Annotated in this window: 19 protein-coding genes; 10 read left to right on the forward strand and 9 right to left on the reverse strand. The window is 40.1% G+C overall.

The features are described from left to right. Positions 1-121: 121 nt before the first annotated feature. Positions 122-271 carry a hypothetical protein gene (locus PL9631_RS26325; RefSeq protein ID WP_197046468.1) on the forward strand — a complete coding sequence of 50 codons (150 nt, stop codon included), beginning with the start codon at positions 122-124 and terminating at the stop codon, positions 269-271. A 180-nt stretch (positions 272-451) separates the two neighbouring features. Here the strand turns inward: PL9631_RS26325 and speA are convergent, their stop codons facing one another. Continuing rightward, positions 452-2,443, reverse strand: coding sequence for a biosynthetic arginine decarboxylase (speA, locus tag PL9631_RS22300; protein ID WP_083623766.1), 1,992 nt, complete (start codon positions 2,441-2,443; stop codon positions 452-454). A 129-nt stretch (positions 2,444-2,572) separates the two neighbouring features. Here speA and ndk point away from each other — a divergent pair, with 129 nt between their 5' ends. Continuing rightward, on the forward strand, positions 2,573-3,022 hold the full coding sequence (gene ndk / locus PL9631_RS22305) for a nucleoside-diphosphate kinase (RefSeq protein ID WP_083623774.1): 450 nt from the start codon (positions 2,573-2,575) through the stop codon (positions 3,020-3,022). Positions 3,023-3,068: 46 nt separating this feature from the next. Here the strand turns inward: ndk and PL9631_RS22310 are convergent, their stop codons facing one another. Then, positions 3,069-3,767, reverse strand: coding sequence for a DUF475 domain-containing protein (locus tag PL9631_RS22310; protein WP_083623779.1), 699 nt, complete (start codon positions 3,765-3,767; stop codon positions 3,069-3,071). A 192-nt stretch (positions 3,768-3,959) separates the two neighbouring features. On the opposite strand from PL9631_RS22310, the gene psaM reads away from it, so the two are divergent. Both psaM and PL9631_RS22320 read left to right on the forward strand, forming a co-directional pair. Then, positions 3,960-4,055, forward strand: a complete 96-nt coding sequence (psaM, locus tag PL9631_RS22315) for a photosystem I reaction center subunit XII (protein WP_026788242.1) — start codon at positions 3,960-3,962, stop codon at positions 4,053-4,055. Between the two features lie 252 nt (positions 4,056-4,307). Beyond that, positions 4,308-4,748 (forward strand): slr1601 family putative cell division protein, encoded by a 441-nt coding sequence (locus tag PL9631_RS22320; protein WP_083623781.1) that lies wholly within the window; start codon positions 4,308-4,310, stop codon positions 4,746-4,748. A gap of 74 nt (positions 4,749-4,822) precedes the next feature. Here the strand turns inward: PL9631_RS22320 and PL9631_RS22325 are convergent, their stop codons facing one another. Beyond that, complete coding sequence (locus PL9631_RS22325; RefSeq protein ID WP_083623783.1) at positions 4,823-5,806, reverse strand: cysteine synthase A; 984 nt, start codon at positions 5,804-5,806, stop codon at positions 4,823-4,825. A 111-nt stretch (positions 5,807-5,917) separates the two neighbouring features. Beyond that, the gene (locus tag PL9631_RS22330; protein ID WP_083623785.1) at positions 5,918-6,556 is read right to left on the reverse strand and encodes a peroxiredoxin; all 639 of its coding nucleotides are present in this window, start codon (positions 6,554-6,556) and stop codon (positions 5,918-5,920) included. Between the two features lie 229 nt (positions 6,557-6,785). On the opposite strand from PL9631_RS22330, the gene PL9631_RS22335 reads away from it, so the two are divergent. From PL9631_RS22335 to PL9631_RS22355, 5 genes are all read left to right on the forward strand, one after another. After that, complete coding sequence (locus tag PL9631_RS22335) at positions 6,786-7,949, forward strand: GuaB3 family IMP dehydrogenase-related protein (RefSeq protein ID WP_083623786.1); 1,164 nt, start codon at positions 6,786-6,788, stop codon at positions 7,947-7,949. Positions 7,950-8,125: 176 nt separating this feature from the next. Beyond that, positions 8,126-8,593, forward strand: coding sequence for an SsrA-binding protein SmpB (smpB, locus tag PL9631_RS22340; RefSeq protein WP_083623788.1), 468 nt, complete (start codon positions 8,126-8,128; stop codon positions 8,591-8,593). A 356-nt stretch (positions 8,594-8,949) separates the two neighbouring features. After that, entirely contained in the window at positions 8,950-10,353 is a 1,404-nt protein-coding gene (gene fumC, locus PL9631_RS22345; protein ID WP_083623790.1) for a class II fumarate hydratase, read from the forward strand. Positions 10,354-10,705: 352 nt separating this feature from the next. Next, positions 10,706-12,355 (forward strand): AAA-like domain-containing protein, encoded by a 1,650-nt coding sequence (locus PL9631_RS22350; protein ID WP_083623792.1) that lies wholly within the window; start codon positions 10,706-10,708, stop codon positions 12,353-12,355. 15 nt (positions 12,356-12,370) lie between these two features. Further along, positions 12,371-14,395 carry a PP2C family protein-serine/threonine phosphatase gene (locus PL9631_RS22355; RefSeq protein ID WP_156090657.1) on the forward strand — a complete coding sequence of 675 codons (2,025 nt, stop codon included), beginning with the start codon at positions 12,371-12,373 and terminating at the stop codon, positions 14,393-14,395. 51 nt (positions 14,396-14,446) lie between these two features. Here PL9631_RS22355 and PL9631_RS22360 read toward each other — a convergent pair whose 3' ends face one another. Next, a complete protein-coding gene (locus PL9631_RS22360; protein ID WP_083623794.1) occupies positions 14,447-17,197 on the reverse strand; it encodes a CBS domain-containing protein in 2,751 nt (916 codons plus the stop codon). 20 nt (positions 17,198-17,217) lie between these two features. Then, complete coding sequence (locus PL9631_RS22365) at positions 17,218-18,588, reverse strand: 16S rRNA (cytosine(967)-C(5))-methyltransferase (RefSeq protein ID WP_083623796.1); 1,371 nt, start codon at positions 18,586-18,588, stop codon at positions 17,218-17,220. An 89-nt stretch (positions 18,589-18,677) separates the two neighbouring features. Between PL9631_RS22365 and PL9631_RS27430 the strand changes: the two genes are divergently transcribed. Beyond that, positions 18,678-20,006, forward strand: coding sequence for an adenylate/guanylate cyclase domain-containing protein (locus tag PL9631_RS27430; RefSeq protein ID WP_083623797.1), 1,329 nt, complete (start codon positions 18,678-18,680; stop codon positions 20,004-20,006). A gap of 96 nt (positions 20,007-20,102) precedes the next feature. Here PL9631_RS27430 and PL9631_RS22375 read toward each other — a convergent pair whose 3' ends face one another. The 3 genes from PL9631_RS22375 to PL9631_RS22385 all read right to left on the reverse strand — a co-directional run bounded on the left by PL9631_RS22375 (position 20,103) and on the right by PL9631_RS22385 (position 22,691). Further along, positions 20,103-20,675: a hypothetical protein gene (locus PL9631_RS22375; RefSeq protein ID WP_083623798.1), complete on the reverse strand. Its 573-nt coding sequence runs from the start codon at positions 20,673-20,675 to the stop codon at positions 20,103-20,105. Positions 20,676-20,835: 160 nt separating this feature from the next. Continuing rightward, positions 20,836-21,456 carry a L,D-transpeptidase gene (locus PL9631_RS22380; protein WP_083623800.1) on the reverse strand — a complete coding sequence of 207 codons (621 nt, stop codon included), beginning with the start codon at positions 21,454-21,456 and terminating at the stop codon, positions 20,836-20,838. Between the two features lie 128 nt (positions 21,457-21,584). After that, positions 21,585-22,691 (reverse strand): tetratricopeptide repeat protein, encoded by a 1,107-nt coding sequence (locus PL9631_RS22385; protein WP_156090658.1) that lies wholly within the window; start codon positions 22,689-22,691, stop codon positions 21,585-21,587. Positions 22,692-22,784 lie beyond the last annotated feature (93 nt).

Genomic DNA, 22,784 nt, shown 5'->3' on the forward strand with positions numbered 1-22,784 from the left:
AACCGGGTTTCTGGGTTTCTAAGCCGAAAAATCATCCTCAAGACTGAGATAAATAGGGCGAGATTATATTACTATTTTACCATATAAATAGAGTCTAAAAATAATTTAATGGATCAGCACTATGGCAACTAAAAAGCGTTATATCCCTTCGGAAGAATATCGTCAAATGTTAGTCCGTGATGGCGATCGCCGTTTTAAAGAATGGCATGATAAATTCTTGAAATATCAACAGCTATTTCTGGCAGATATGAACAAACGCAAAGCAGCATAATTTTTAGCCAAATTATTATTTTCTTAATAGTTTTATTGAATAATTATAACTTGTCTTGCGGGAAAAGAGGTTATATTAAATGCCTAAATTATCCCTCCTAATTTCCCATTTTTAATGGGGTTAGGGGGGATCATCTTTAGCGGTTATAATTCTATTTAATATTGGTTTGACCCTACGGGGTTAATGGAGGTAGGTATAACGCCGCAAACTGCGTTCATAGTTTTGTAATAGCAGTTGAGATTCTTCTAAACTAATCCGTTTTTGTTCTAACGCCTGTTCGGTTTGGCGACGAATACTTTCAATTAAATCCTCCGTATCATACTGAACATAACCCAATACTTCGTTCATGGTATCGCCTTTAATTACGGATTCAATTTGATATCCTTGGGGAGTTAATTTGATATGAACAACGTTAGTATCCCCAAATAAATTATGCAGATTTCCCATAATTTCTTGATACGCCCCCGCTAGGAACATTCCTAAATAATAGGGTTGTTTTTCATTGGGATTTTGAGATAAATCGGAACTCTGTTCTAAAGAATGTAATTCTAAAACATATTTTACATCTCGTAAATCAATAAACTGATCAATTTTGCCATCACTATCACAGGTTAAATCCGCTAAAGTTGCCCGTTTTGTGGGTTCTTCATCTAATCGATGAATCGGCATAATTGGGAATAATTGATCAATTGCCCAGGTATCGGGGGCGGATTTAAAGACCGAAAGATTGACATAATAAATCGAAGCCATAATCTTTTCTAGGTCTTCTAATTCATCGGGAATATAATCGGAATTTCTAACAATTTCTAGGATTTTTCGACAACAAGCCCAATGAATTTTTTCGGCTTTAGCGCGATCGCTTAAACTCAAATAACCAAACCCAAATAAACTAATCGCTTCCCCCTTAAATTGGGTAGCATCGTGATAGGCTTCTTGGTAGTTATCCTCATTAATTGATTGATAAGTATCATCCAAATTCCTTAAAATTAGATGATCTTTTTCCGTAATAACTGGGGGTTCATCCATGGGAATATCACTGCTGCCCAACACATCAAACACTAAGACAGATTGATGGGAAGCGATCGCCCGTCCACTTTCACTAATTAACGTCGGAACTGGTAATTTTCGCTCCTCACAGGCTTCTTTAACCTCGGCGACAACATCATTAGCATAATTCTGCATATTGTAGTTTTTAGAGGCGTGGAAATTGGTTTTAGACCCATCATAATCAACGCCTAAACCGCCGCCCACATCCAAATACTTCATATTCGCCCCTAATTTTGCCAATTCCACATAAATTTGACTGGCTTCTTGCAAGGCATCTTTAATCACACTAATCGAAGAAATTTGGGAGCCAATATGAAAATGTAACAGTTGTAAACTGTCTAACATTTCAGCTTTTTTCAGCTTTTCCACCACGTCCATAATTTCAGGAATCGTTAAGCCAAATTTAGCGCGATCGCCCGTTGAACCGCCCCAACGTCCCATTCCCTTTGTACTCAATTTAGCCCGGACTCCCACAATCGGACGGATGCCTAATTGTTGACTCGCAGCAATGACTAAATTAACTTCTTCAATCTGTTCTAAAACAATAATTGCCGTCTGTCCCAATCGTTGGGCTAATAGGGCAGTATCAATATATTCTTGATCTTTATAACCATTACAAATTAATAGGGAGTCATGATTTTTTAATAATGCCAAAGCAATTAATAATTCTGGCTTTGAACCCGCTTCTAAACCAAAATTATAGGGTTGACCAAACCGGACTAAATCTTCTAGTAAGTGCCGTTCTTGATTACATTTAACCGGATAAACTCCCCGATAAACCCCCGGATAACTGTAACGGGCGATCGCCTTAGCAAAACAAGCATTTAATCGCTCAATTCGGTCTTCAAGGATATCGGGAAAACGGATTAATAAAGGTAACTCAATATTGCGACTTTTTAGCGATTCGACTAATTTTAATAAATCCAAAGATCCCCCTCGGTTCGCTTTTGGGGAAACCGTCACATTCCCCACCGCATTAATCGAAAAATAAGGATCACCCCATCCTTGAATCCGATAGAGTTTTTCGCTATCTTCAATTGTCCAGGTTTTTTCCTCCGTAACCTGGGGGGACTCCGTTGTTACCTCCGGTGTCTGGGGTTTAGGGGCGAGTGCATTGACATCCATTTGTTTCTATCCTTGCCGTTGAGCAACAATCAGACAGTGTAGCGGTTTAAGTTAAGATTAACCAGCCCTCTGTTACCAGGGATACGGTAATCTAAATTGTGAACTTGAATCACAGTTAAGGAGATTCCCTTGGAACGGACATTTATTGCGATTAAACCCGATGGCGTTCAGCGCGGACTCGTAGGGGAAATTATTGGGCGCTTTGAAGCCAAAGGCTTTACCCTGATTGGTTTGAAGTTAGTGATTGCCAGTCAAGAGTTAGCCGAACGCCACTATGATATTCACAAAGAAAGACCTTTTTTCAAAGATTTAGTGTCTTTTATTACCTCTGGCCCCCTAGTCGCCATGGTCTGGGAAGGGGATGGCGTTGTGGCTTCAGCCCGGAGAATTATCGGAGCCACCAACCCCTTAACCGCCGAACCGGGTACGATTCGGGGGGATTTTGCGGTCAGTATTGGCCGGAATATTATTCATGGTTCCGATGCCATTGAAACTGCACAACGGGAAATAGGCCTCTGGTTTACGGATGCTGAATTGGCCAATTGGGAATCGACGATGAAACCCTGGTTAGTCGAGTAGTTTTCATCCAGTTAGCGGTTAAGAATTATCGGTTAACCGCTAACGATTAATTATTATGATGGGCATCTTCAACCCGTTGGGAAAATCCCCAAGCAAATAAACCCAAGGTGAGGACAACCATTAACCATTCCGGCGGCACTAAAGCCGGATCAATCACTCGCAATAACAACCTTAATCCCACTAAACCTACGGTTAAATATCCGGCGGTTTCTAAATAGACATAATCCTTTAGCCACTGAATAAATAAAGTCGCCATAAATCTCAGAATAATAATTCCGATAGTAGCCCCGGTAATCACCAGCCAAGCTCGATCGGAAATGGCGATCGCGGCGGTGACACTATCGAGGGAAAAAGCCAGATCCGTAACGGCAATCAGGGGCAAGACTTGCCAAAAAGACTTGTAGCGTATAGCTGATTCTGATTTATCTTCCTGACTTTTATTAAAAAAGTATCGAAATACTAACCAGAGTAAATATAAAGCTCCTAATAATTCAAATTGCCAATATTTAATTACCCAAGTCGCAGTAATAATTAAAAGAATTCGTAAAATAAAGGCTAGAAACAAACCAATATTTAGGGCTTTGTTTTGAAGTTTTGGATCTTCTAAACCACAGGAAATAGAAGCTAAAGCAATGGCATTATCCGCCGATAATACCGCTTCCAATGCAATTAAAATCGGCAGTAAGACGAGAAGATTTAACTCGATATTTCGAGAAAATTCCAGAACGTTATCAAGATCTAACATTAACGATTGATGATTCCTATAGTGTCCTCATTTCAGATTATATTAGAGTTTGCCTGATCTGTCGCTGATTGTTCAAGAAGCGGACTCAACCTCTGGGGTTTTCAACTTTTTGTTACGATACCCTTCCCAAAATGCCCAAATTAGTTGACATTAGTTAACGATTCTCTCAATTTATGAAGGAGCTATTCAACAATGGCATTAACAGATACTCAGGTTTATATTGCCTTGGTTGTTGCCTTGATCCCTGGAATTTTAGCCTTCCGTTTGGCGACCGAACTGTATAAATAGAAAATTTCCAACTTATTAGTGAAAATTCACTGGTAACGGGTCAATTTCTAAATCTGTCTCGACAAAAAGAACCAAAATAGCAGACAATCATGCCCGAATGGGATAAAGTATTGTGTGTTAACTCGGTAAAAGTGTCGGGACAGTTTTTTTAGAAGAATCCTGATTAGATGTCGTTTCTTAACCCGTTTTGGGGAAAGCTAGAACCCGCTCCTACTGTTAGTGTTCCCCGCGTTATAACATTCGTGAAAAGTCATGTCTGCAATTCGACCTGTTCCCCAAATTATCACGCCCGTTGACCCTGTTCGCCGTCCCCGCGTGCGTCGAACCGCAAAGCGCCGACCTATTCGCAACCCCGGTTTGCTCACCGTTGAAACGACTGTTAAATTAGGCATCAATCTGATTTTATCTACCTTTGCCCTCTCGGCATTAATTCAGATGTTACCCCAACATCGTTCGGCGTCGGAAAAACTTCAAGATATTCGGGCTGAGGTCAAAATGACGGAAGAACGGGTGATGAAAGAACGGGAAGAATTTACTCGCTATTTTGATCCCCAGCAAACTCAAAGAATTATGCAGGAACAAGGGAACCGAGTTGATCCGAGTCAAAAGCCGATTGTTTTCCTACCAGAACGTACCAGCAGCGCCGCCGAATTAACGGAGGAACCAACCGCTACCTATGCAGGTTTAGAATAGCAACTTCAATTCATGAATTCAGATGTAGGGGCAATTCATGAATTACCCCTAAAATACAGCCATAAATCCTAAATTTATCTTAAATGATTCGGCCAGAGATTTCGTTCCTGTAACCATTGTTGATTAAACAATTTAGATTGATAGCGAGCGCCCCCATCACATAAAACCGTCACAATGGTATGACCGGGCCCCATTTCTTTCGCTAAAGCTACCGCCGCCGCCACATTAATCCCAACCGAACCCCCCATAAATAATCCGTCTTTTCTTAATAGTTGATAAACCACCCGCACCGCTTCCAAATCATCAACTAAAATCGCATCATCAATCGGAACATCTTGCATATTTGCCGTAATTCGACTATTCCCAATTCCTTCAGTAATCGAATTACCTTGAGGAGTAATTTCTCCGGTTTTCACATAACTATATAAACCGCTGCCCATCGGGTCAGCCACAACGGTTTTAATCTGAGGATTTTTCTCTTTTAAAAACAGCGAAACCCCCGCAAAAGTTCCTCCGGTTCCGGTGGCTGCCACCCAAGCATCAACTTTACCATCGGTTTGTTGCCAAATTTCTGGCCCGGTTGTTTCATAATGGGCAATCCGATTGGCTAAATTATCAAATTGATTTGCCCAAACAGCATTTTCCATTTCTGAAGCCAAACGTCCCGATAATTTAACATAATTATTAGGGTCTTTATAGGGAACAGCCGGAACCGGACGAACTTCTGCCCCTAAAGTTCTCAAGGCTTCCATTTTTTCCGGGGATTGAGTATCGGGAATAATAATTAAACATTTGTAACCCTTGGCATTACAAATATGAGCTAATCCAATCCCAGTATTGCCTGCGGTTCCCTCAACAACGGTTCCACCGGGTTTAAGTAATCCTTTTTCTTCTGCATCTTTAATAATATATAAAGCTGCCCGATCTTTCACAGACCCCCCCGGATTTAAAAATTCTGCTTTCCCTAAAATTTCACAGCCAGTTTCATCACTAAAACTATTTAATCGAATTAATGGGGTATTCCCAATTGTGCCAACAAAACCGTTTTTAATGTCCATGAGCAACGTCCTAGTTAAAATTTAGTAAGGGGTTTCTTTTATTTTAGGGATTAACAGGACTAATGCAAAAAACCCGGCTTGGTGAAACCGAGTTTTTTGTTGAAGACGGTTTTATTTATTGGGTTGAGGAGTCAGACGTAAATAGGGTTTAACTTCTTGATAACCTTTGGGAAACTTCTCTTTCAAGACTTCCGGGTCTTTCAGGGAAGGAACAATCACACAATCTTCCCCATCTTTCCAGTCGGCGGGGGTAGCAACGCTGTAGTGGTCAGTCAGTTGCAGAGAATCAATCACCCGCAGAATTTCATCAAAGTTGCGTCCGGTACTCGGAGGATAGGTAAAGCTCAGACGCAGTTTTTTGTTAGGGTCAATGATGAAGACACTCCGCACGGTCAGGGTGGCATTAGCATTGGGATGAATCATGTCGTACAATTCGGACACTTTGCGATCGCCATCCGCTAAAATGGGATAATTAACAATAGTATTTTGGGTTTCGTTAATATCTTGAATCCAACCTTTATGGGATTCGGTATCATCCACACTCAGAGCAATCACTTTAACGTTGCGTTTGTCAAATTCGGGTTTTAACTTAGCAACCGTGCCCAATTCCGTTGTGCAAACGGGGGTATAGTCCGCCGGGTGAGAAAATAACACCACCCAGCTATCCCCAGCCCAATCATAAAAGCTGATGTCGCCTTCAGAAGACGCTTGAGTAAAGTTAGGGACGGTATCCCCAAGTCGAAGTGTCATATTTAATATCCTGTAAGTTCAATGAAAACCTGTGTTTTTATTATACCCCAGTTTTCCCATCGGATTCAAGGGATTATAGAGAAAAAGGGTTTCAAGCCTTAAAAAATCTTGGTTTAGCAGACACAAGAATATTGTAATAAGCTAAATTATAGAAATAGGACTACCTTCTTAAATCGGGTAAACTCGTATTACAGTAAATAGAAATAGAGTCTTGGGAATAGATACAAGAGTGGATATTGTAATTGGTCGGGGCAAGGCTGCCCGCAGAGCTTATGGCATTGATGAAATTGCGTTAGTCCCTGGACAACGCACCCTTGACCCGGGTTTGGCAGATACAACTTGGACAATTGGTGGCATTCAACGAGAAATTCCGATTATTGCTAGTGCCATGGATGGGGTGGTTGATGTGCGGATGGCGGTAGAATTATCTAAACTGGGAGCATTAGGGGTATTGAACCTAGAAGGGATTCAAACCCGTTATCAAGACCCAGAACCGATTTTAGACCGCATCACTTCAGTCGGGAAAGATGGGTTTGTCACCCTAATGCAAGAATTATATGCAGAACCCATCAAACCAGAATTGATTATCCAACGAATTCAGGAAATCAAGGCGGGGGGCGGAATTGCTGCGGTTAGTGCTACTCCGGCCGGAGCGAGTAAATATGGTTTAGTGGTGGCTGAAGCGGGGGCTGATTTATTCTTTGTGCAAGCCACAGTAGTCTCCACTACCTTTTTATCTCCAGAATCTGTGATTCCTCTGGATTTAGTCAAGTTTTGCCAAGAAATGCCGATTCCGGTGATTTTGGGGAACTGCGTCACCTATGATGTCACCCTGGATTTACTCAAAGCTGGAGCCGCCGGAATTTTAGTGGGAATTGGCCCGGGTGCGGCTTGTACTTCCCGGGGGGTTTTAGGGGTAGGAGTTCCCCAAGCCACGGCCGTAGCTGACTGTGCCGCCGCCCGGAATGACTATTATCAAGAAACCGGACGTTATGTGCCGATTATTGCCGATGGGGGCCTAATTACCGGAGGAGACATCTGTAAATGTATCGCCTGCGGTGCGGATGGGGTGATGATTGGTTCTCCCTTTGCTCGGGCGAAAGAAGCACCCGGACGGGGCTATCACTGGGGTATGGCGACCCCTAGCCCGGTGTTACCCCGGGGAACTCGGATTCGGGTGGGGACAACGGGAACCTTAGAACAAATTCTGCGCGGCCCGGCTCAACTTGATGACGGTACTCATAATTTATTGGGGGCGTTAAAAACCAGTATGGGAACCCTGGGGGCCCAGACTATTCAAGAAATGCAGCAGGTGGAAGTGGTGATTGCGCCTTCGCTGTTAACTGAAGGAAAGGTCTATCAAAAAGCCCAACAGTTAGGCATGGGTAAATAATATCCTTCCCCCATCACGTTTGATGGTGATTCCCGTGGCACTGATGGCAAGAGTATCAGACCCACGGGATTTCCCAACTAGGGGACTGTGTTGAAACTGCGGTTTTCACCGCTTTGTGGGTAAGTTCTAATTTGATTGCAGTCCCCTTCCTATGAGAAATCTGCTAGGTTTAAAATATGACTAAAAATACTGAAGGATTTAAAATTGTTAGCGACAACCGCAAAGCCCGCTATCTTTACGAGATTTTAGAGACCTATGAAGCGGGGATAGTCCTTGAGGGAACGGAAGTCAAATCGATTCGGGCGGGTAAAGTTAACCTACAAGATGCCTATGCCTTAATTCGAGGGGGTGAAGCTTGGCTATTGAATGCCCATATCTCACCCTTTGAGAAAGCTAGTGTTTATTTTAACCACGACCCTCGGCGCACCCGCAAATTATTGCTGCACAAAGAACAAATTAATAAACTATTGGGACAGGTCGAACAAAAGGGGTTAACCTTAGTTCCCCTGAAAATGTACCTCAAGGGGGGACGAGTTAAAATTGATATTGCCGTCGGACGAGGCAAAAAACTCCACGATAAACGGGATGATATTCGTCAAAAAGATGATAAACGGGCGATGGAAAGGGCGATGAAACGCAATTAAATTGAGTTTTTAGCGGTTTTGTTGTGGGCGGAAAAGTTGTGTCAACTCTCCCCCAACTCCTGTTCGACAACCAGATGGCAGAAAAATTCTAAATATTAACTTATAATAATATTTAATATGAAATTCCTAAATGTTTGCTATAAATCATTAATCAGGAGCGGGTGGCTAATCCCAATTCGTAATTCGTAATTCGTAATTCGTAATTCGTAATTCCGTTGCTGTAGCATTATTTTTTCGATTTCATATAATAAGATTATATTCTCCCCCTTTCCTTGAAAGTAAGAGGACTGGGGGCTTGGGTCTTAGTTTGCATAAACTCAGACAATTAATCGCCTAGAATCGGGAGAACTCTCAAGATGATACCAGAACCAACAACCCGCAGAGAACGCGATAGTATGGGAGAAATTGAAGTTAAAAGCGATCGCTATTGGGGTGCTCAAACTCAACGTTCTATCCATTATTTTAGCATAGGAAATGATTTAATGCCCAAGGAAGTAATTACCGCCTTTGGGATTCTGAAAAAAGCCGCCGCGATTACGAATCAAGAATTAGGAAAACTCCCCGCAGACAAAGCTGAATTAATTGTTCAAGCTGCCGATGAAGTGATCGAGGGCAAACTGGATAATCACTTTCCTTTAAGGGTTTGGATGACCGGAAGTGGAACCCAATCTAATATGAATATTAATGAAGTGATTGCCAATCGGGCGATTGAAATTGCGGGCGGAATATTAGGCAGTAAAACCCCAATTCATCCGAATGATCATGTTAATATGTCCCAATCTTCTAATGATACCTTTCCGACGGCGATGCACATTGCGGCGGCAATTGCCGTGACCCAACGGTTAATTCCTAGTGTCAGAAAAATGCGGGATGAGTTACAAAAAAAAGTCGATGAATTTGCCGATATTGTTAAAATTGGTAGAACCCATTTACAAGATGCTGTTCCCTTAACTTTAGGTCAAGAATTTTCCGGTTATGTGGCTCAACTCGATGCAGATTTAAAGCGTCTTGAACTTATTTTACCCGATTTATATGAATTAGCCCTGGGCGGAACCGCCGTGGGAACGGGATTAAATACCCCGAAAGGGTTTGCAGAAAAAGTCTCTCATCAGATTAGTCAATTAACCGGATTACCCTTTATTTCTGCTCCGAATAAATTTGCAGCCATGGCCGCCCATGATGGTCTAGTTATGGCCAGTGGAGCCTTAAAAACCCTAGCCTGTTCGTTGATGAAAATTGCCAATGATATTCGGTTTTTAGGGAGTGGCCCCCGTTGTGGTTTAGGGGAGTTAATCTTACCTGAAAATGAACCCGGTTCGTCAATTATGCCTGGGAAAGTTAACCCGACTCAATGCGAAGCGATGACCATGGTAGCCGCCCAGGTTATGGGTTATGATACTGCGATTACTATTGCGGGTTCCCAGGGGCATTTTGAGTTAAATGTGTTCAAACCGATGATCATTTTTAATTTCATTCAATCGGTAGCTATTTTGTCCGATAGCTGTCATAATTTTACGGATTTCTTATTAACTGGATTAAAAGTTAATCGTAATAAAATTAACAGCTATGTTGAACAATCCTTAATGTTAGTCACCGCTTTAGCTCCTAAAATTGGCTATGATCATGCCGCTGAAGTTGCCCATGTTGCCCTAGAAAGAGATCTAACTTTAAAGGAAGTTTGTCTGGAATTAGGCTATATTTCCAGTGAAGAATTTGATCAGATTGTCAATCCCTATAAAATGGCTTATCCTGATGTCTAGGTTGTGATTTTAGCTAAAGTCGCAAATTGAGTCTAAAACCTGTGATTAAATCCTGAATTAGACCCCCTGAATCCCCAGTTTAACATCCTGTTCCTTGGTAAAGCGGTGGAGGAGGGGTCTAGGATGGGATAACCCGTTAATTGTATTTTTGTATTTTTGGTAACATTAGTTTTGATTTACCCTATCATCGGTGTGCGAGTTTTCTATTAATTGGTATTTGGGGACATCTATTGAATTTCAAGAATTAAGGATCTATACTAATCAAAGTCTATCTTTTAATACTTTAATTAGCATCGTTTTTTGTGAAACTTGATTTAATTTATGGATTCAACCTCAACCCATGTAATCATTTATGCCTTCTTTAAACAAAATGTCACTGGAAAATACATTAATATTTCCTGACCGGCCTCTAGCATTAAATTCTCCTTTTTATATTTATCGTTCTCCCGGTGAAGAACTGGCCTATGCAGAACTCGAAAAATCCGGCAGCTTATTGCGAGTTAAAGCCCCCAAAAAATTGGGCAAAAGTTCCTTAATGCTCAGGTTAATCCATCGTGCAGAAATCTTGGGATATCGTCCCGTTTTAATTGATTTTATGCAAGTTGATCAAGAAATTTTTCAAAGTAGTGATAAATTCCTGCGGTGGCTGTGTATCAATGTAGCTCGACAGTTAGAACTTGATCCCAAATTAGAAGATTATTGGGATGAAGATATGGGAAGTAAAGTGAGTTGTACTCTCTATTTTGAATTCTATATTTTACCGCAAATTAATTGCCCACTATTTCTAGTTTTTAATGAGTTAAATATTGTATTTGAACATACAAATATTAGTCAAAATTTTCTACCTTTAATTCGATTTTGGTATGAACAATCTCGACATAACCCGACCTGGAAAAATATCCACTTATTTTTAGTTCAATCAACGGAAGTTTATGTGTCTTTAAATATTAATCAATCTCCGTTTAATATTGGACTGTCGATTGAACTTCCTCCGTTTACAGTGAATCAAGTTGAAAATCTGGCTGAACGTTATCATCTGAATTTAAGCGATACTCAAATTCAAAAATTAACAAATTTAGTCGGAGGACATCCCTATTTAGTCCATCTGGCTATTTATCATTTAGCCAATAATTTAATTAGCCTAGAAGACTTATTAAAAAAGGCTCCCACCCTAGAGGGAATTTATAAAGAATACCTGGAATCCCTGTGGCTGATTCTACACAACAAACCCGAACTAGCGATCGCCATGAAACGGGTCGCTACCTCTGGGGGGGATATACAATTAGAACCAATAATTGCCTATCAATTATATAGTTTAGGTCTAGTTAATTTAGATGGGAATTACTGTACACCATTCTGTGAACTTTATCGTGTGTATTTCGGTTCACAAATTATCACTGAAAATCAAAATAATTCGGTTAATTTAAAACAACTAGAAGCAGAAAATAAGATTTTAAAATCTCTGGTTTATATTGACACTCTGACACAGGTTTTTAACCGCAGACAATTCGATCGCTCCGTAGATATTGAGTGGAAACGAATGATGCGAGAAATTGCCCCATTATCTTTGATTTTGTGTGATATTGATCATTTTAAAATTTATAATGATACCTATGGTCATCAAGCCGGAGATCACTGTTTACGGGCCGTAGCCCAGGCTATTAGTGATATAGTTCAACGTCCGGCGGATCTAGTCGCCCGCTATGGCGGTGAGGAATTTGTGATTATTCTCCCTCAAACCGATGCCAAAGGTGCTATTTATATTGCGGAGGCGGTTCGTGAGCATATTAAAGCCTTAGCTTTACCTTTTAACACGGATAAATTACCCCACCGTCAGGCACCCATTATTACAATTAGTTTAGGGGTAGCTAGTGCTATTCCTGGTGTGGATGCGATAGATATTGAAACCTTATTTTTAGCTACGGATGAAGCTCTGTATGAAGCGAAAGAAAATGGTAGAGATCAGGTTAAATTGAGTTCATTTCTTCGATTTCAATATTAATTAAATCCCTAATCTATGAAAATGATTAACTTTTGTCAACCCGCTATTACTTTGATTAACAAGCTGAAATATCCTCAAAAATTTATTTTAATTAGTTTTATTTTTATTATTCCTTTAAGTTTAATGATGTATCTTCTGATTTCAGAAGTCCAGACTCGGATTGATTTTGCAGCCCATGAAAAGTTGGGAAATGCCTATCTCCGTCCTTTAAGACAAATCTATCCCAAAGTTTATCAAGCTCAATTGTTAATGGCTAATCCTAATTTTAGTCCTGAGGATAAAATTAAGTTAGAAAAAATAAAAGTAGAGATTCAGGAGCAGATTAAAATTTTAGACGAAATTGATCAAAAAACCGGAGAAATATTATCAACAACTGCACTTTTTCAAGAAGTTAAAGATAGTTGGAGAACTTTAAAAGACAATCATAAAATTTGGAGTTTACAAACTCAAAAAGTTTATTATTATATTATTTTAGATCAAATTAATCAACTTAGATTTCAAGTAGGTGACGAATCCAACTTAATTCTTGACCCGGATTTAGATACTTATTATTTAATGGATGCTACCCTTTTAAAATTACCTGAAATTAGTAAGATTTTAGCGGATATTCGGTTAATTAGTCAAGAGATTAGTCAACGTCAACAACAGGAAATAACTCCCCAAGAATATTGGGAAATTACCACAATTTCAGGACTTTTAAATGATTATAATGAAAAACTAAAACGGACATTTGAAGTTTCTTTTACCCATGACTCCATGGGAAATCTTCGACCGAAACTAACCCAAGACTTAAATTTACTTACCGATAATATTAAAAATCTCAATGATGGACTGAGTGAAGTGATTAGAACTGGAGATACTACCCAGATGCAAAAGTATTTCATAGAAGCCGAAACTAATATAGAACAAACTTGGATTTTATGGGATAAAACTATTGATGAATTAGATGTTTTATTGCGCCATCGTATTGATGGTTTTTTACATCGACAAATATTTTTATCGATTCTAGTTTTAATCACATTATTAGTCGTAATTTATCTGTTTATTGGATTTTATCGATCCGTGATGCAAACGGTTCATATTCTGAGTATTGCTTCTCAAAAAATGATTGCCGGAGACATGAATGAAACCCTACATCTGGAGAATCAAGATGAATTAGCAGAAGTCGCTAAATCCTTTAATAATATGGCTTTTGCTTTGGTTAAAGCTAATCAAGAAATCACCTCTCTTAACCAGCAATTAACCTCAGAAAATATTAGAATGAGTGCGGAGTTACAAGTCACTCGTCAATTGCAAAAAATGATTTTACCCAATGAAGGAGAACTTTCAGAAATTGTTCATTTAGATATTGCGGGTTATATGGAACCTGCGGATGAAGTGGGCGGAGATTATTATGATGTTTTACAACATAGTAATGGCATGGTAAAAATTGGGATTGGAGATGTGACCGGACATGGGTTAGAATCCGGGGTTTTAATGTTAATGGTACAAACAGCAGTCCGAACTTTAATTACCTGTAATGAAACCGATCCAATTATTTTTTTAACCACCCTAAATCGGGTCATTTATGAGAATGTTCAACGGATGAAATCCGATAAAAATTTGACGTTTTCTTTAATTGATTATTATAATGGATTTTTAAGCATTTGTGGGCAACATGAGGAACTGATTTTGGTGCGATCGCAATTAGACTGTAATCCCAAATCCGATCCAGAATGTTATCCTTTTGTAGAAACCATTGATACAATAGATTTAGGATTTCCCATTGGTTTAGAAGCGGATATTACGGATTTTATTGGTTCTATTAATATTAAATTAAATCCTGGAGACGGTGCTGTTTTATATACCGATGGCATTACGGAAGCTGAAAATAATCAAGGTCAATTTTATTCTTTAGAAAGACTCTGTGAAATCGTGAAAAAACACTGGCATTTAACCGCATCAGAAATTCGGAAAGCGGTGATTGATGATGTGCGATCGCATATTGGCAAACATAAGGTTTATGATGATATTACTTTAATTGTTTTAAAACAAAGATAAGTCAGATCATGTCTTTTCCCCTGTTCCCTGTTCCCTGTTCCCTGTTCCCTCCTATAACGGATAATTCCGTTGTAAAAATGCTTCAGCAGAAGCGCGATCGCAAATTTCACCATCTAACATAACCGTTAATAAATCATCCAAAATTTGCTTAAATTGATGACTAGGTTTATATCCCATGGCTTTTAAATCATTACCATTTAAGGCGGGTTTAACCTCTTGCCATTGGGTTAAATATTGCCAAATTCGCTTTCTGACCTGGCGAGGAGATTGCACCGCGATCAAAATTAACATTGATAAACTATAGGGTTTAAATAACCAAAAAAACTGACTATTTTTCTCTGATTTAGAGACTGTTTCAATCATCTTATTTTTAGCGGATTCCAAACTTTTTAACCGTTCGATCGTTCCCGCCTGTAACTGAAGATTGTGGGCAACTTTTTCCCGATATTCTGGAGATAAATAGGCGACCAAAACCTCCAAACGAACTTCCCAATGGTTTAATTTTTTTTCGGGATCAAAGCGTTGTAAACAGCGATCGACAGACCGTACTTGTCGCCATAACTGCGGACTTAATTCTAAAGTTGGATGAATACACCGTAACGCTTTTAACTCGCCTAATAGTTGTAACGAGCGTTTCCAATCGGGAGATTGAAAAATATATCTTAACTCACTTTTTAATCGAGTTTCCAAAGCCGGAACTCGACGATTTTGATCAAAAGATTTATTACTTTCTTCCCGTTGTTTTTCATAAATTCCACTACTAATGGCATAACTAATATAGTCTTGCGTTTGAGCTTCAATTTCAAATCCTAACCGCACCGCAAACCGCACCGCCCGATAAATTCGAGTCGGATCTTCAATAAAACTATTGGCGTGTAAAATCCGAATTTTTCCAGATTCTAAATCCGATACTCCGCCAAAAAAGTCTAATAATTCCCCCACCTTGGGAGAAGTTAACCGCAACGCCAAAGCATTAATCGTAAAATCCCGTCGATATAAATCCTGACGAATGGAACTCGCCTCGACTTGAGGATTTGCCGCCGGGTAGGGATAAAATTCCGTTCTCGCGGTGGCAATATCAATCCAAAGTGAATCTAAAATTGGGTCATTATGCCATAATAAAGCGGCGGTTTGAAATTGACCATGAATATCTAATCTTGCTGCGGGATAATGTTTTTGTAAATCCTGGGCTAACTCCACCGCCGGAGAAACAGATGATAAAATATCAGGGCTAAAATTAGCATTTTTATAACAGCCATCCACGACAATATCAATATCATTAAGTGATACCGTTGTTTCCGATTCTGCTAATAATAAATCCCGTACCGCCCCCCCGACTAAATACACTTGCCATCCGCGTTTTTCTGCTAAAAATGAGAGGCGATTCAGTAAAGTTAATAAAGGTGTGGCTAATTTTTCTTCTAAAAGTTCTTCCACGGTGGTACAAGTCAACCCCGGAATACAGCCTTTAAAAATTGATTTCTGAGGCCGTTGTTGTTGATGAAGTAACCTTAAAACATCGGTTCGGGTAACAATTCCGACTAAATTTTTATCTTGTAAAACGGGTAATCTACCAATATCATAAGTCACCATTAAGGCTTCAATTTCGGGTAAGGTTGTTTCTGGAGTAATAGTTTTTAATTGGGGTGTCATATACCCTTTCACTGGGGCGTGACTAAAGCCATGGTGCAGGGCAATATCTAAGTCTCGACGGGAAATAATTCCTACTAATTGATCCTGTTCATCCACTACGGAAAGACCGGAATGATCATAACGTAATAAAATGCGATGGGCTTCTTCCACGGAGGTATCGGGGCGAATAGTTCTCACGGGGGAAGACATTAATTCTTGGGCTGTTGGTGGGTGGGGAATTTGTGCTTTTAATTGTTCAACTAATTGCTCTAAAATTTCACTAAAATTGCCTTCTTTTAAAACCACGGAAGCCGCCCGGGTATGACCCCCACCACCATAGGGTTTAAACAATTCATTTAAGTTGGTTTTTTCAATTCGAGATCGTCCAATAATACTTAAGCGATCGCCTTCTCCCCGACCATATTGATTAGCTAAAAGTAGGGCATCACTTTCGGTTAAATCAATTAATTCTGATGCCAAACTTGATAAACCCGGCACGTATTCATCGGTTTTAAATAATATCCAAGCAACCGTATAACCTCTGATTGTTGATTTGTGTAGCTGTTCTAAAGCTAAACTTAATAACTCTTGTAATTTCTGGGGTAAACCGGGTTCTACATATTCGGCAATCACGGGTAAATTAGCGCCTTGTTCCATTAACCAAGCGAGTGCTATGGCATCTCTGGCGGTGGAATGGGGAAAGGTTAAGGAACCCGTATCTAAATGGATTCCTAATGCCATTACCGTCGCTTCTGCGGTGGTTAAAACTGTTTTTTGAGGTTGATTTCTTAACAGTTCTACAATTAATGTAGTAGTTGCCCCAACTTCTTCAATATAGGTTTCTGTGGCGGGAATATCCGATATCATATCAGGATGATGATCGTATATTCTAATAGCGGATAAATTGGCTAATTTAAACCATTCGGCACTTTTTCCTAAGCGATCGCAATTTTGGGTATCTACCACACTAATTGAATGAATTTTATTCGGATTTACAGAACGCCGTTCAATTAAAGCAAATTCATCTCGATATAAGGCTAAAAAATCCCTCACCGCCGGATGACTTCCCCCCGCTAATACAATCCGACTTCCTGGGTAAATTCGAGTTAATCCCACCGCCGCACCAAGGGCATCAAAATCAACGGTTGTATGGCATAAAATTAGGTGCATAAAGTTAATAATAATTAAGTTTAATTTTTAATTAATTTTACCATAAAAAATCCATCCATATTCTGTCTATGGGGCCAAATCTTAATCCAGCCTTCAGATTCAGGAGTTAAACCAAAACTTTCCGGTGGAGTTTGAATTTTCCAGTTAGAATGTTGACTTAAAAATTTTTGAATTATGGTCTCATTTTCTTGGGGATGGAGAGTACAGGTTGCATAGACTAAACAGCCGCCGGGTTTGACACAATTTTGAGTTGTTTCTAATAATTCTAACTGTAATTGTGACAGGTCTTGGATATTTTTAGGATCATGTCGCCATCGAGCATCCGCCCGTCGATGTAAGGTTCCTAAACCGGAACAAGGAGCATCTAATAATAGCCGATCTGCTATCTCGAAATATCCCTCTAATTTACGAGCATCGCCCGCTTTAATTTGAATCGAATTAAGTTGTAATCGAGTGGAATTTTGCTTAATTTTTTTAAGTCTGGATTTCATCGAATCAAAGGCCAAAACTTGACCTTGATCTTGAATTAATTCGGCAATATGGGTGGTTTTTCCCCCCGGGGCGGCACAGGTATCAATAATAGTTTCTCCAGGTTGGGGATCTAATAAATAGCTAACCCATTGGGCACTACTATCTTGAATTGACCACCAACCTTGATCATAACCTGGTAAATTTTGAATTGATCCGATACTTCCGGTTAATCTTAATCCTAGAGGTAAACCGGAAATTCGACTCACGGAAATTCCCCGAGATTGAAATTCTGATTCTACGTTTTCTAAAGTGGTTTGCAGGGGATTAATTCTTAAATCAATGGCGGGAGATTGATTAAACCAAGTGCAAAGCTGTTCGGTTTCTGCTAATCCTAAAGTATCTAACCAAAATTGAATCAACCAGTCGGGAAAACTATAGATAATTCCCAATCTTTCCCTAGGATTTTGAGGTAATTTAAACGGCGTAAAAACAGAGTTAAAAGAATTAGCAGTTTCTATAGTACATTTTTCCAATTCTCGAAGATATTGTCTCAAGATACCATTGACAAAACCACTAAAATGGGTTAATTTATTGTGTCTAACTAATTCAACGCTTGTATCGACCGCCGCCGAATTGGGAACTTGATTCAGATAGCAAATTTGATAAAAACCGAGATGTAGTATAGTACGAATATCCGGGTGCTGTTGATGGGATTTTTTCGGGGCTAAGTAATCAATTAAACTATCAAGCGATCGCCGTCTACGCACACAACCATAGACTAATTCTGTGGTTAAGCGTCGGTTAATATCGGATAGATCGGATTCACGAAGCCATTGATCTAAAACCACATCTGCGAGTCCCCCCCGTCGGTTAATGTCTCGGAGTGCTAAAAATGCAACTTGGCGTGGATTATTATTCACAGTTATTATAAAATTCAATTCCAGGTAATTGGAAAATAATTGATCTTCGTAAGATTGTATGAATCTCCTTCAGGAAACCCAAGTAACCCATGACTACAACTGAATCAAGACTATCAGAATTTGGTGCATTTATTCGTACAAAATTGAAGATTTTTTCTTCTGGTTTTGTTTTATCTCAAGCTCCGACCTATGATACTTGGCGAAAGCATTTCATTCATAAACGCTTAAATTTAGGGTTTATCCTAGCTCTGCTTTCCTATTTTACCTTTAGCCTTTCAGAAATTAACAACTTTTTCTTTAATCCCCAGCATTTTCACCCCTCTTGGTTAGCCACGCAAATCGTCGTCGAATTGGGTTTAATTATCGGTTTATTTATCCTGAGAACTCCCCTAGGTCATCAACATCCAGCCTCGATGTTTTTGCTATTTTCTTGGTTAGTTACAATTACCCCCCAAATTCGAGAAACATTAAGTGGAGTCGCCCGGGCTTCGATTATTGAATGGCCCCTAATGTTTTTTTCCCAAGCCACCTTAATTCCGGTTTATTGGCCGTTGCATTTAATTTCTCAATTAGGGGTTTTTGTCTATTATCAGGGGAGTCAAATTTTCCTCAATTTAAGAGTCGAACTTCCCGCCGATTGGATGACGGCTGATTTCCTGTTTCTCTATCTGTTTTGGATTTGTTTAATTTGTAATCTTTCGGTTTATTTATATGATCGTTTAGCCCGATCAGAATTTAACTCTCGTAGATCTTTAGAGAAAGCCTATATCCAAGTCAAAGAAGAACAGGAACGCTCAGAAAGTTTGCTCTTAAATATTCTACCCCATTCCATTGCCCAACGGTTAAAACTGAAACCCAGTACCATTGCCGATAGTTTCACCGATGCCGGGGTTTTGTTTGGTGATATTGTCGGTTTTACTGAACTTTCAGGACAGTTTGATCCTCCTGAATTAGTCAATTTACTCAATCAAATCTTTTCTGAATTTGATAATTTAGCCGAACTTCATGGCTTAGAAAAGATTAAAACTATTGGCGATTCTTATATGGTGGTTTCGGGTTTACCCATTCCCCACGATGATTATGCAGAAGCGATCGCAAATATGGCATTAGATATGCAAAAAACCCTGAGAGAATTCAATCTAAAAACCCAACAAAATTTTCATATTAGAATTGGAATTGCTACGGGCCCAGTTGTAGCCGGAGTCATTGGAATTAAGAAATTTATTTATGATTTATGGGGAGATACGGTTAATATTGCTAGTCGGATGGAGTCCCATGGTATTGCTGATGAAATTCAAGTCACAGAAACCACCTATTTAGTGTTAAAAGAAAACTATCGATTTGAAAAGCGAGGAATCATTGAGGTCAAAGGTAAAGGAAAAATGACCACCTACTTATTAAAAGGAAAACAAACTTAGGTATTTATATAATATTGAATCATCCCCCCTGACCCTCATTAAAAAAGCAGGCGAGTTAGGAGGGATGAACACTTAAATAAAATCAAGGAATTAAAACTAAAGTAACCAAGTGCTATCAGAAAAATCCTCAGCGTAAACGGGTTGAGAGGTGGAAGAATAGGGACGGCGGCTTAATTGATAAGCCTTGGGTTTTTCAATCACTTGCGGGGCTAAAGCTTGAGCTTTCGGGGCTAAATCTTTAGCTTTCGTTTCCAAGGCTGTTTTCAACGATTCATTTTCTTGTTTTAGAGTTTTCAATTCTTCAATTAATTTAGAATTTGCCTCAGATAATTGTAACGCTGCTTCTTGAGATTTTTGTAATTTTCCTTTTAAATCGGCCGCTTGAATTTCGGTTTTTAGCCCATCAATAAATTTATTTTTGTCCTCTAATTCAATTTGTAATTGTAATATTTTTTCTTGAAGCGATCGCTCCTGATTTTGAACCTTTTCTAAAGCTGTTTTTAACTGAACAATTTGCTCCTCTAAGTCCGATTGTATTGCCGATGTTGTGGGTAAGGCAGTTGATTCAGTCACCACCACACTTTCATCCGGTACAATTTCTACTTCCGCAGCCGTTGAAGTTTTTTCGGTTTCCTGGCGTACCATATCGGAAAGACGTTTCCGCACCATTATTCTTCCTCCCCTTGGGTGAGCATTAATTTCGAGAGAATAACCCTAATATGCCTTAGCTTATCAGATCTTTCCGCCCTCAGAGACAATAAAAAAAGAATCAGCAAGAGATTTGAACTCTCACTGATTCGGTGAAAATCTCAATAAGATCTAAACTAGATTAAGGTTCAACAATAACCGGAGTTCCGACATCAACCTGTTCAAATAAGGCCACAACATCCTCATTTCGCATCCGTACACAGCCATGGGAAGCAGCCTGTCCGATGGAGTTGACCGTAGGGGTTCCATGGAATCCGATCGAATCTTTTCCATCTGTCCAGAAGCCAATCCAACGCAATCCCAAGGCAGTATTTGGCCCGGGGGAACGAATTTCTCCCGTCCAGGGATCTTGCCAAACCGGGTTTTCAATCTTTTGCATCACCTTAAAACTGCCAGTTGGGGTTTCCCATCCCGCTTTCCCCACCGCCACGGGGTAACTAGCAATCACCTGTTCTCCTTGATACAAATAAACCCGGCGTTGACCTAAGCGTAAAATCAAACGCTTGGGCTGTTCTAAGGAAGGTAAAAACAAGCCCGGGTTATCCAAAGGCGGAACCATGGGGTTGAAGGACTGACTCGGAATAATTGGGATAGTGCCAGAAGAAGTCGCACTCAGGGTTTCTGGGACGGGGGCAGTTTGGGCTGTGCCGGGTTGCTGTGCCCCTAAAAATAACGTGGCTGTTGCGATACCAGCGCCGATTAAATATTGAGATAAACGTTGAGCGCTGACTTTGATGGTCATATTTGACTCCTCACTTAGAAATAATATTTAGTATTTCTCAGAAAATACGACTGGGCAAAAATCAAACTGTTCCTTAATTGAAAAGTATCATAGCAGGGTAGAAGCGAGTTACTGCCCCTGGTTGCTCCTTACTTTTTCTTTTGGAATTCCTTTAAGGCAGCTTGGGCTTTTTGCACACCTTCGGTATTTCCTTGTTGTTGATAAAGTTCCAGGGCTTTTTGGAAAAATGTGATCGCCTGTGTCTCTCGACTTCCCCGACCTTTGAGCGCCATTCCCATATTAAAATGGGCTCCGGCATCCTCGGGATTATTTTCAATCACCCGACGGTAACTAATAATAGCCCCAACATAATCTTCCTTCGCCAGTTGAATTTCCCCTAGGGCTGCATTGGCTTCCATCAGGGTAGGTTTTAAGGCTAAAGCCCGTTGATAGGCTTGACTGGCGGCTTCCAAGTTCTGTTCCACCTTAAAAATTTCACCGATTTGGAATTGCACATCGCCATCTCGGGGGGCCAGTTGGGCTGCTTTTTCAAAGGCTGCAATTCCGCCATTGCGATCGCCATATTTCAATAAAGCCGCTCCTAATTTAATCTGGATACTGGCTTCATTCGGGGCTAACATCTCCGCCTGTTGCAGCACTTCTAAGGCTTTCATCACGTTTTCTTGCTTCAGAAAAGCCATGCCCATGGCAGAATAGGCTTGCCAATTACGCGGATCAACCGTTAACAGGGTTTGATAGGCTCGGATTGCCCCCGCATAGTCCCCTTTCCGAAATAGGGTGGCTGCTAATCCTTGATGGGCTTGGATATTATCCCGTTTGAGCATCGTGGCTCGACGATAGGCCTCGGCCGCCGCATCGTATTGTTGTAAATTAGCTAAACTAAACCCTAAACCATACTGAAAATCAGCATTATTCGGTTCTAGGATTAAGGCGTTTTGATAATATTGGGCTGCAACTTGAAAGTTACCGCGTAATGCTTCTAAGTAGGCAATCCCAGAATAGATCTTAGGGTTTCTGGGATCTAAAGGAACCGCTTGGGTATAAATGCTAATAGCATTTTCCACATCTCCTGCATCCACCAACTTCCGACCCTGTTCTAACAAATCATTAAGCTGTTTGTTGGTTTGGGGGTTGGCTTGAGCTACAATTTCCGTAGCTTGAGCAATTTGGGGTGTACTTATAGCAATCACAGCCATAAATACACTACTGACCAGTAATTGAGTTCGATTTGACACGGCCTATTTTGTGTGAGAAGTTGAGCGAGTTGTCACAGGAGTTCCTAACCGATGGTTAGGGGTGAAATTGATACTGACATACTTCGGGCCATT

This window comes from Planktothrix paucivesiculata PCC 9631, assembly GCF_900009265.2.
GTDB classification, from domain to species: domain Bacteria; phylum Cyanobacteriota; class Cyanobacteriia; order Cyanobacteriales; family Microcoleaceae; genus Planktothrix; species Planktothrix paucivesiculata.

Excerpts from the sequence above, each read along its gene's own strand:
- PL9631_RS22375 (WP_083623798.1), bottom strand. The coding sequence starts at position 20,675 with ATGGTGCGGAAACGTCTTTCCGATATGGTACGCCAGGAAACCGAAAAA.
- fumC (WP_083623790.1), top strand. The coding sequence starts at position 8,950 with ATGATACCAGAACCAACAACCCGCAGAGAACGCGATAGTATGGGAGAA.
- PL9631_RS22325 (WP_083623783.1), bottom strand. The coding sequence starts at position 5,806 with ATGGACATTAAAAACGGTTTTGTTGGCACAATTGGGAATACCCCATTA.
- PL9631_RS22330 (WP_083623785.1), bottom strand. The coding sequence starts at position 6,556 with ATGACACTTCGACTTGGGGATACCGTCCCTAACTTTACTCAAGCGTCT.
- PL9631_RS22310 (WP_083623779.1), bottom strand. The coding sequence starts at position 3,767 with ATGTTAGATCTTGATAACGTTCTGGAATTTTCTCGAAATATCGAGTTA.
- PL9631_RS22355 (WP_156090657.1), top strand. The coding sequence starts at position 12,371 with ATGAAAATGATTAACTTTTGTCAACCCGCTATTACTTTGATTAACAAG.
- PL9631_RS22360 (WP_083623794.1), bottom strand. The coding sequence starts at position 17,197 with ATGCACCTAATTTTATGCCATACAACCGTTGATTTTGATGCCCTTGGT.
- smpB (WP_083623788.1), top strand. The coding sequence starts at position 8,126 with ATGACTAAAAATACTGAAGGATTTAAAATTGTTAGCGACAACCGCAAA.
- PL9631_RS22350 (WP_083623792.1), top strand. The coding sequence starts at position 10,706 with ATGCCTTCTTTAAACAAAATGTCACTGGAAAATACATTAATATTTCCT.
- psaM (WP_026788242.1), top strand. The coding sequence starts at position 3,960 with ATGGCATTAACAGATACTCAGGTTTATATTGCCTTGGTTGTTGCCTTG.
- PL9631_RS26325 (WP_197046468.1), top strand. The coding sequence starts at position 122 with ATGGCAACTAAAAAGCGTTATATCCCTTCGGAAGAATATCGTCAAATG.
- PL9631_RS27430 (WP_083623797.1), top strand. The coding sequence starts at position 18,678 with ATGACTACAACTGAATCAAGACTATCAGAATTTGGTGCATTTATTCGT.
- speA (WP_083623766.1), bottom strand. The coding sequence starts at position 2,443 with ATGGATGTCAATGCACTCGCCCCTAAACCCCAGACACCGGAGGTAACA.
- PL9631_RS22380 (WP_083623800.1), bottom strand. The coding sequence starts at position 21,456 with ATGACCATCAAAGTCAGCGCTCAACGTTTATCTCAATATTTAATCGGC.
- PL9631_RS22320 (WP_083623781.1), top strand. The coding sequence starts at position 4,308 with ATGTCTGCAATTCGACCTGTTCCCCAAATTATCACGCCCGTTGACCCT.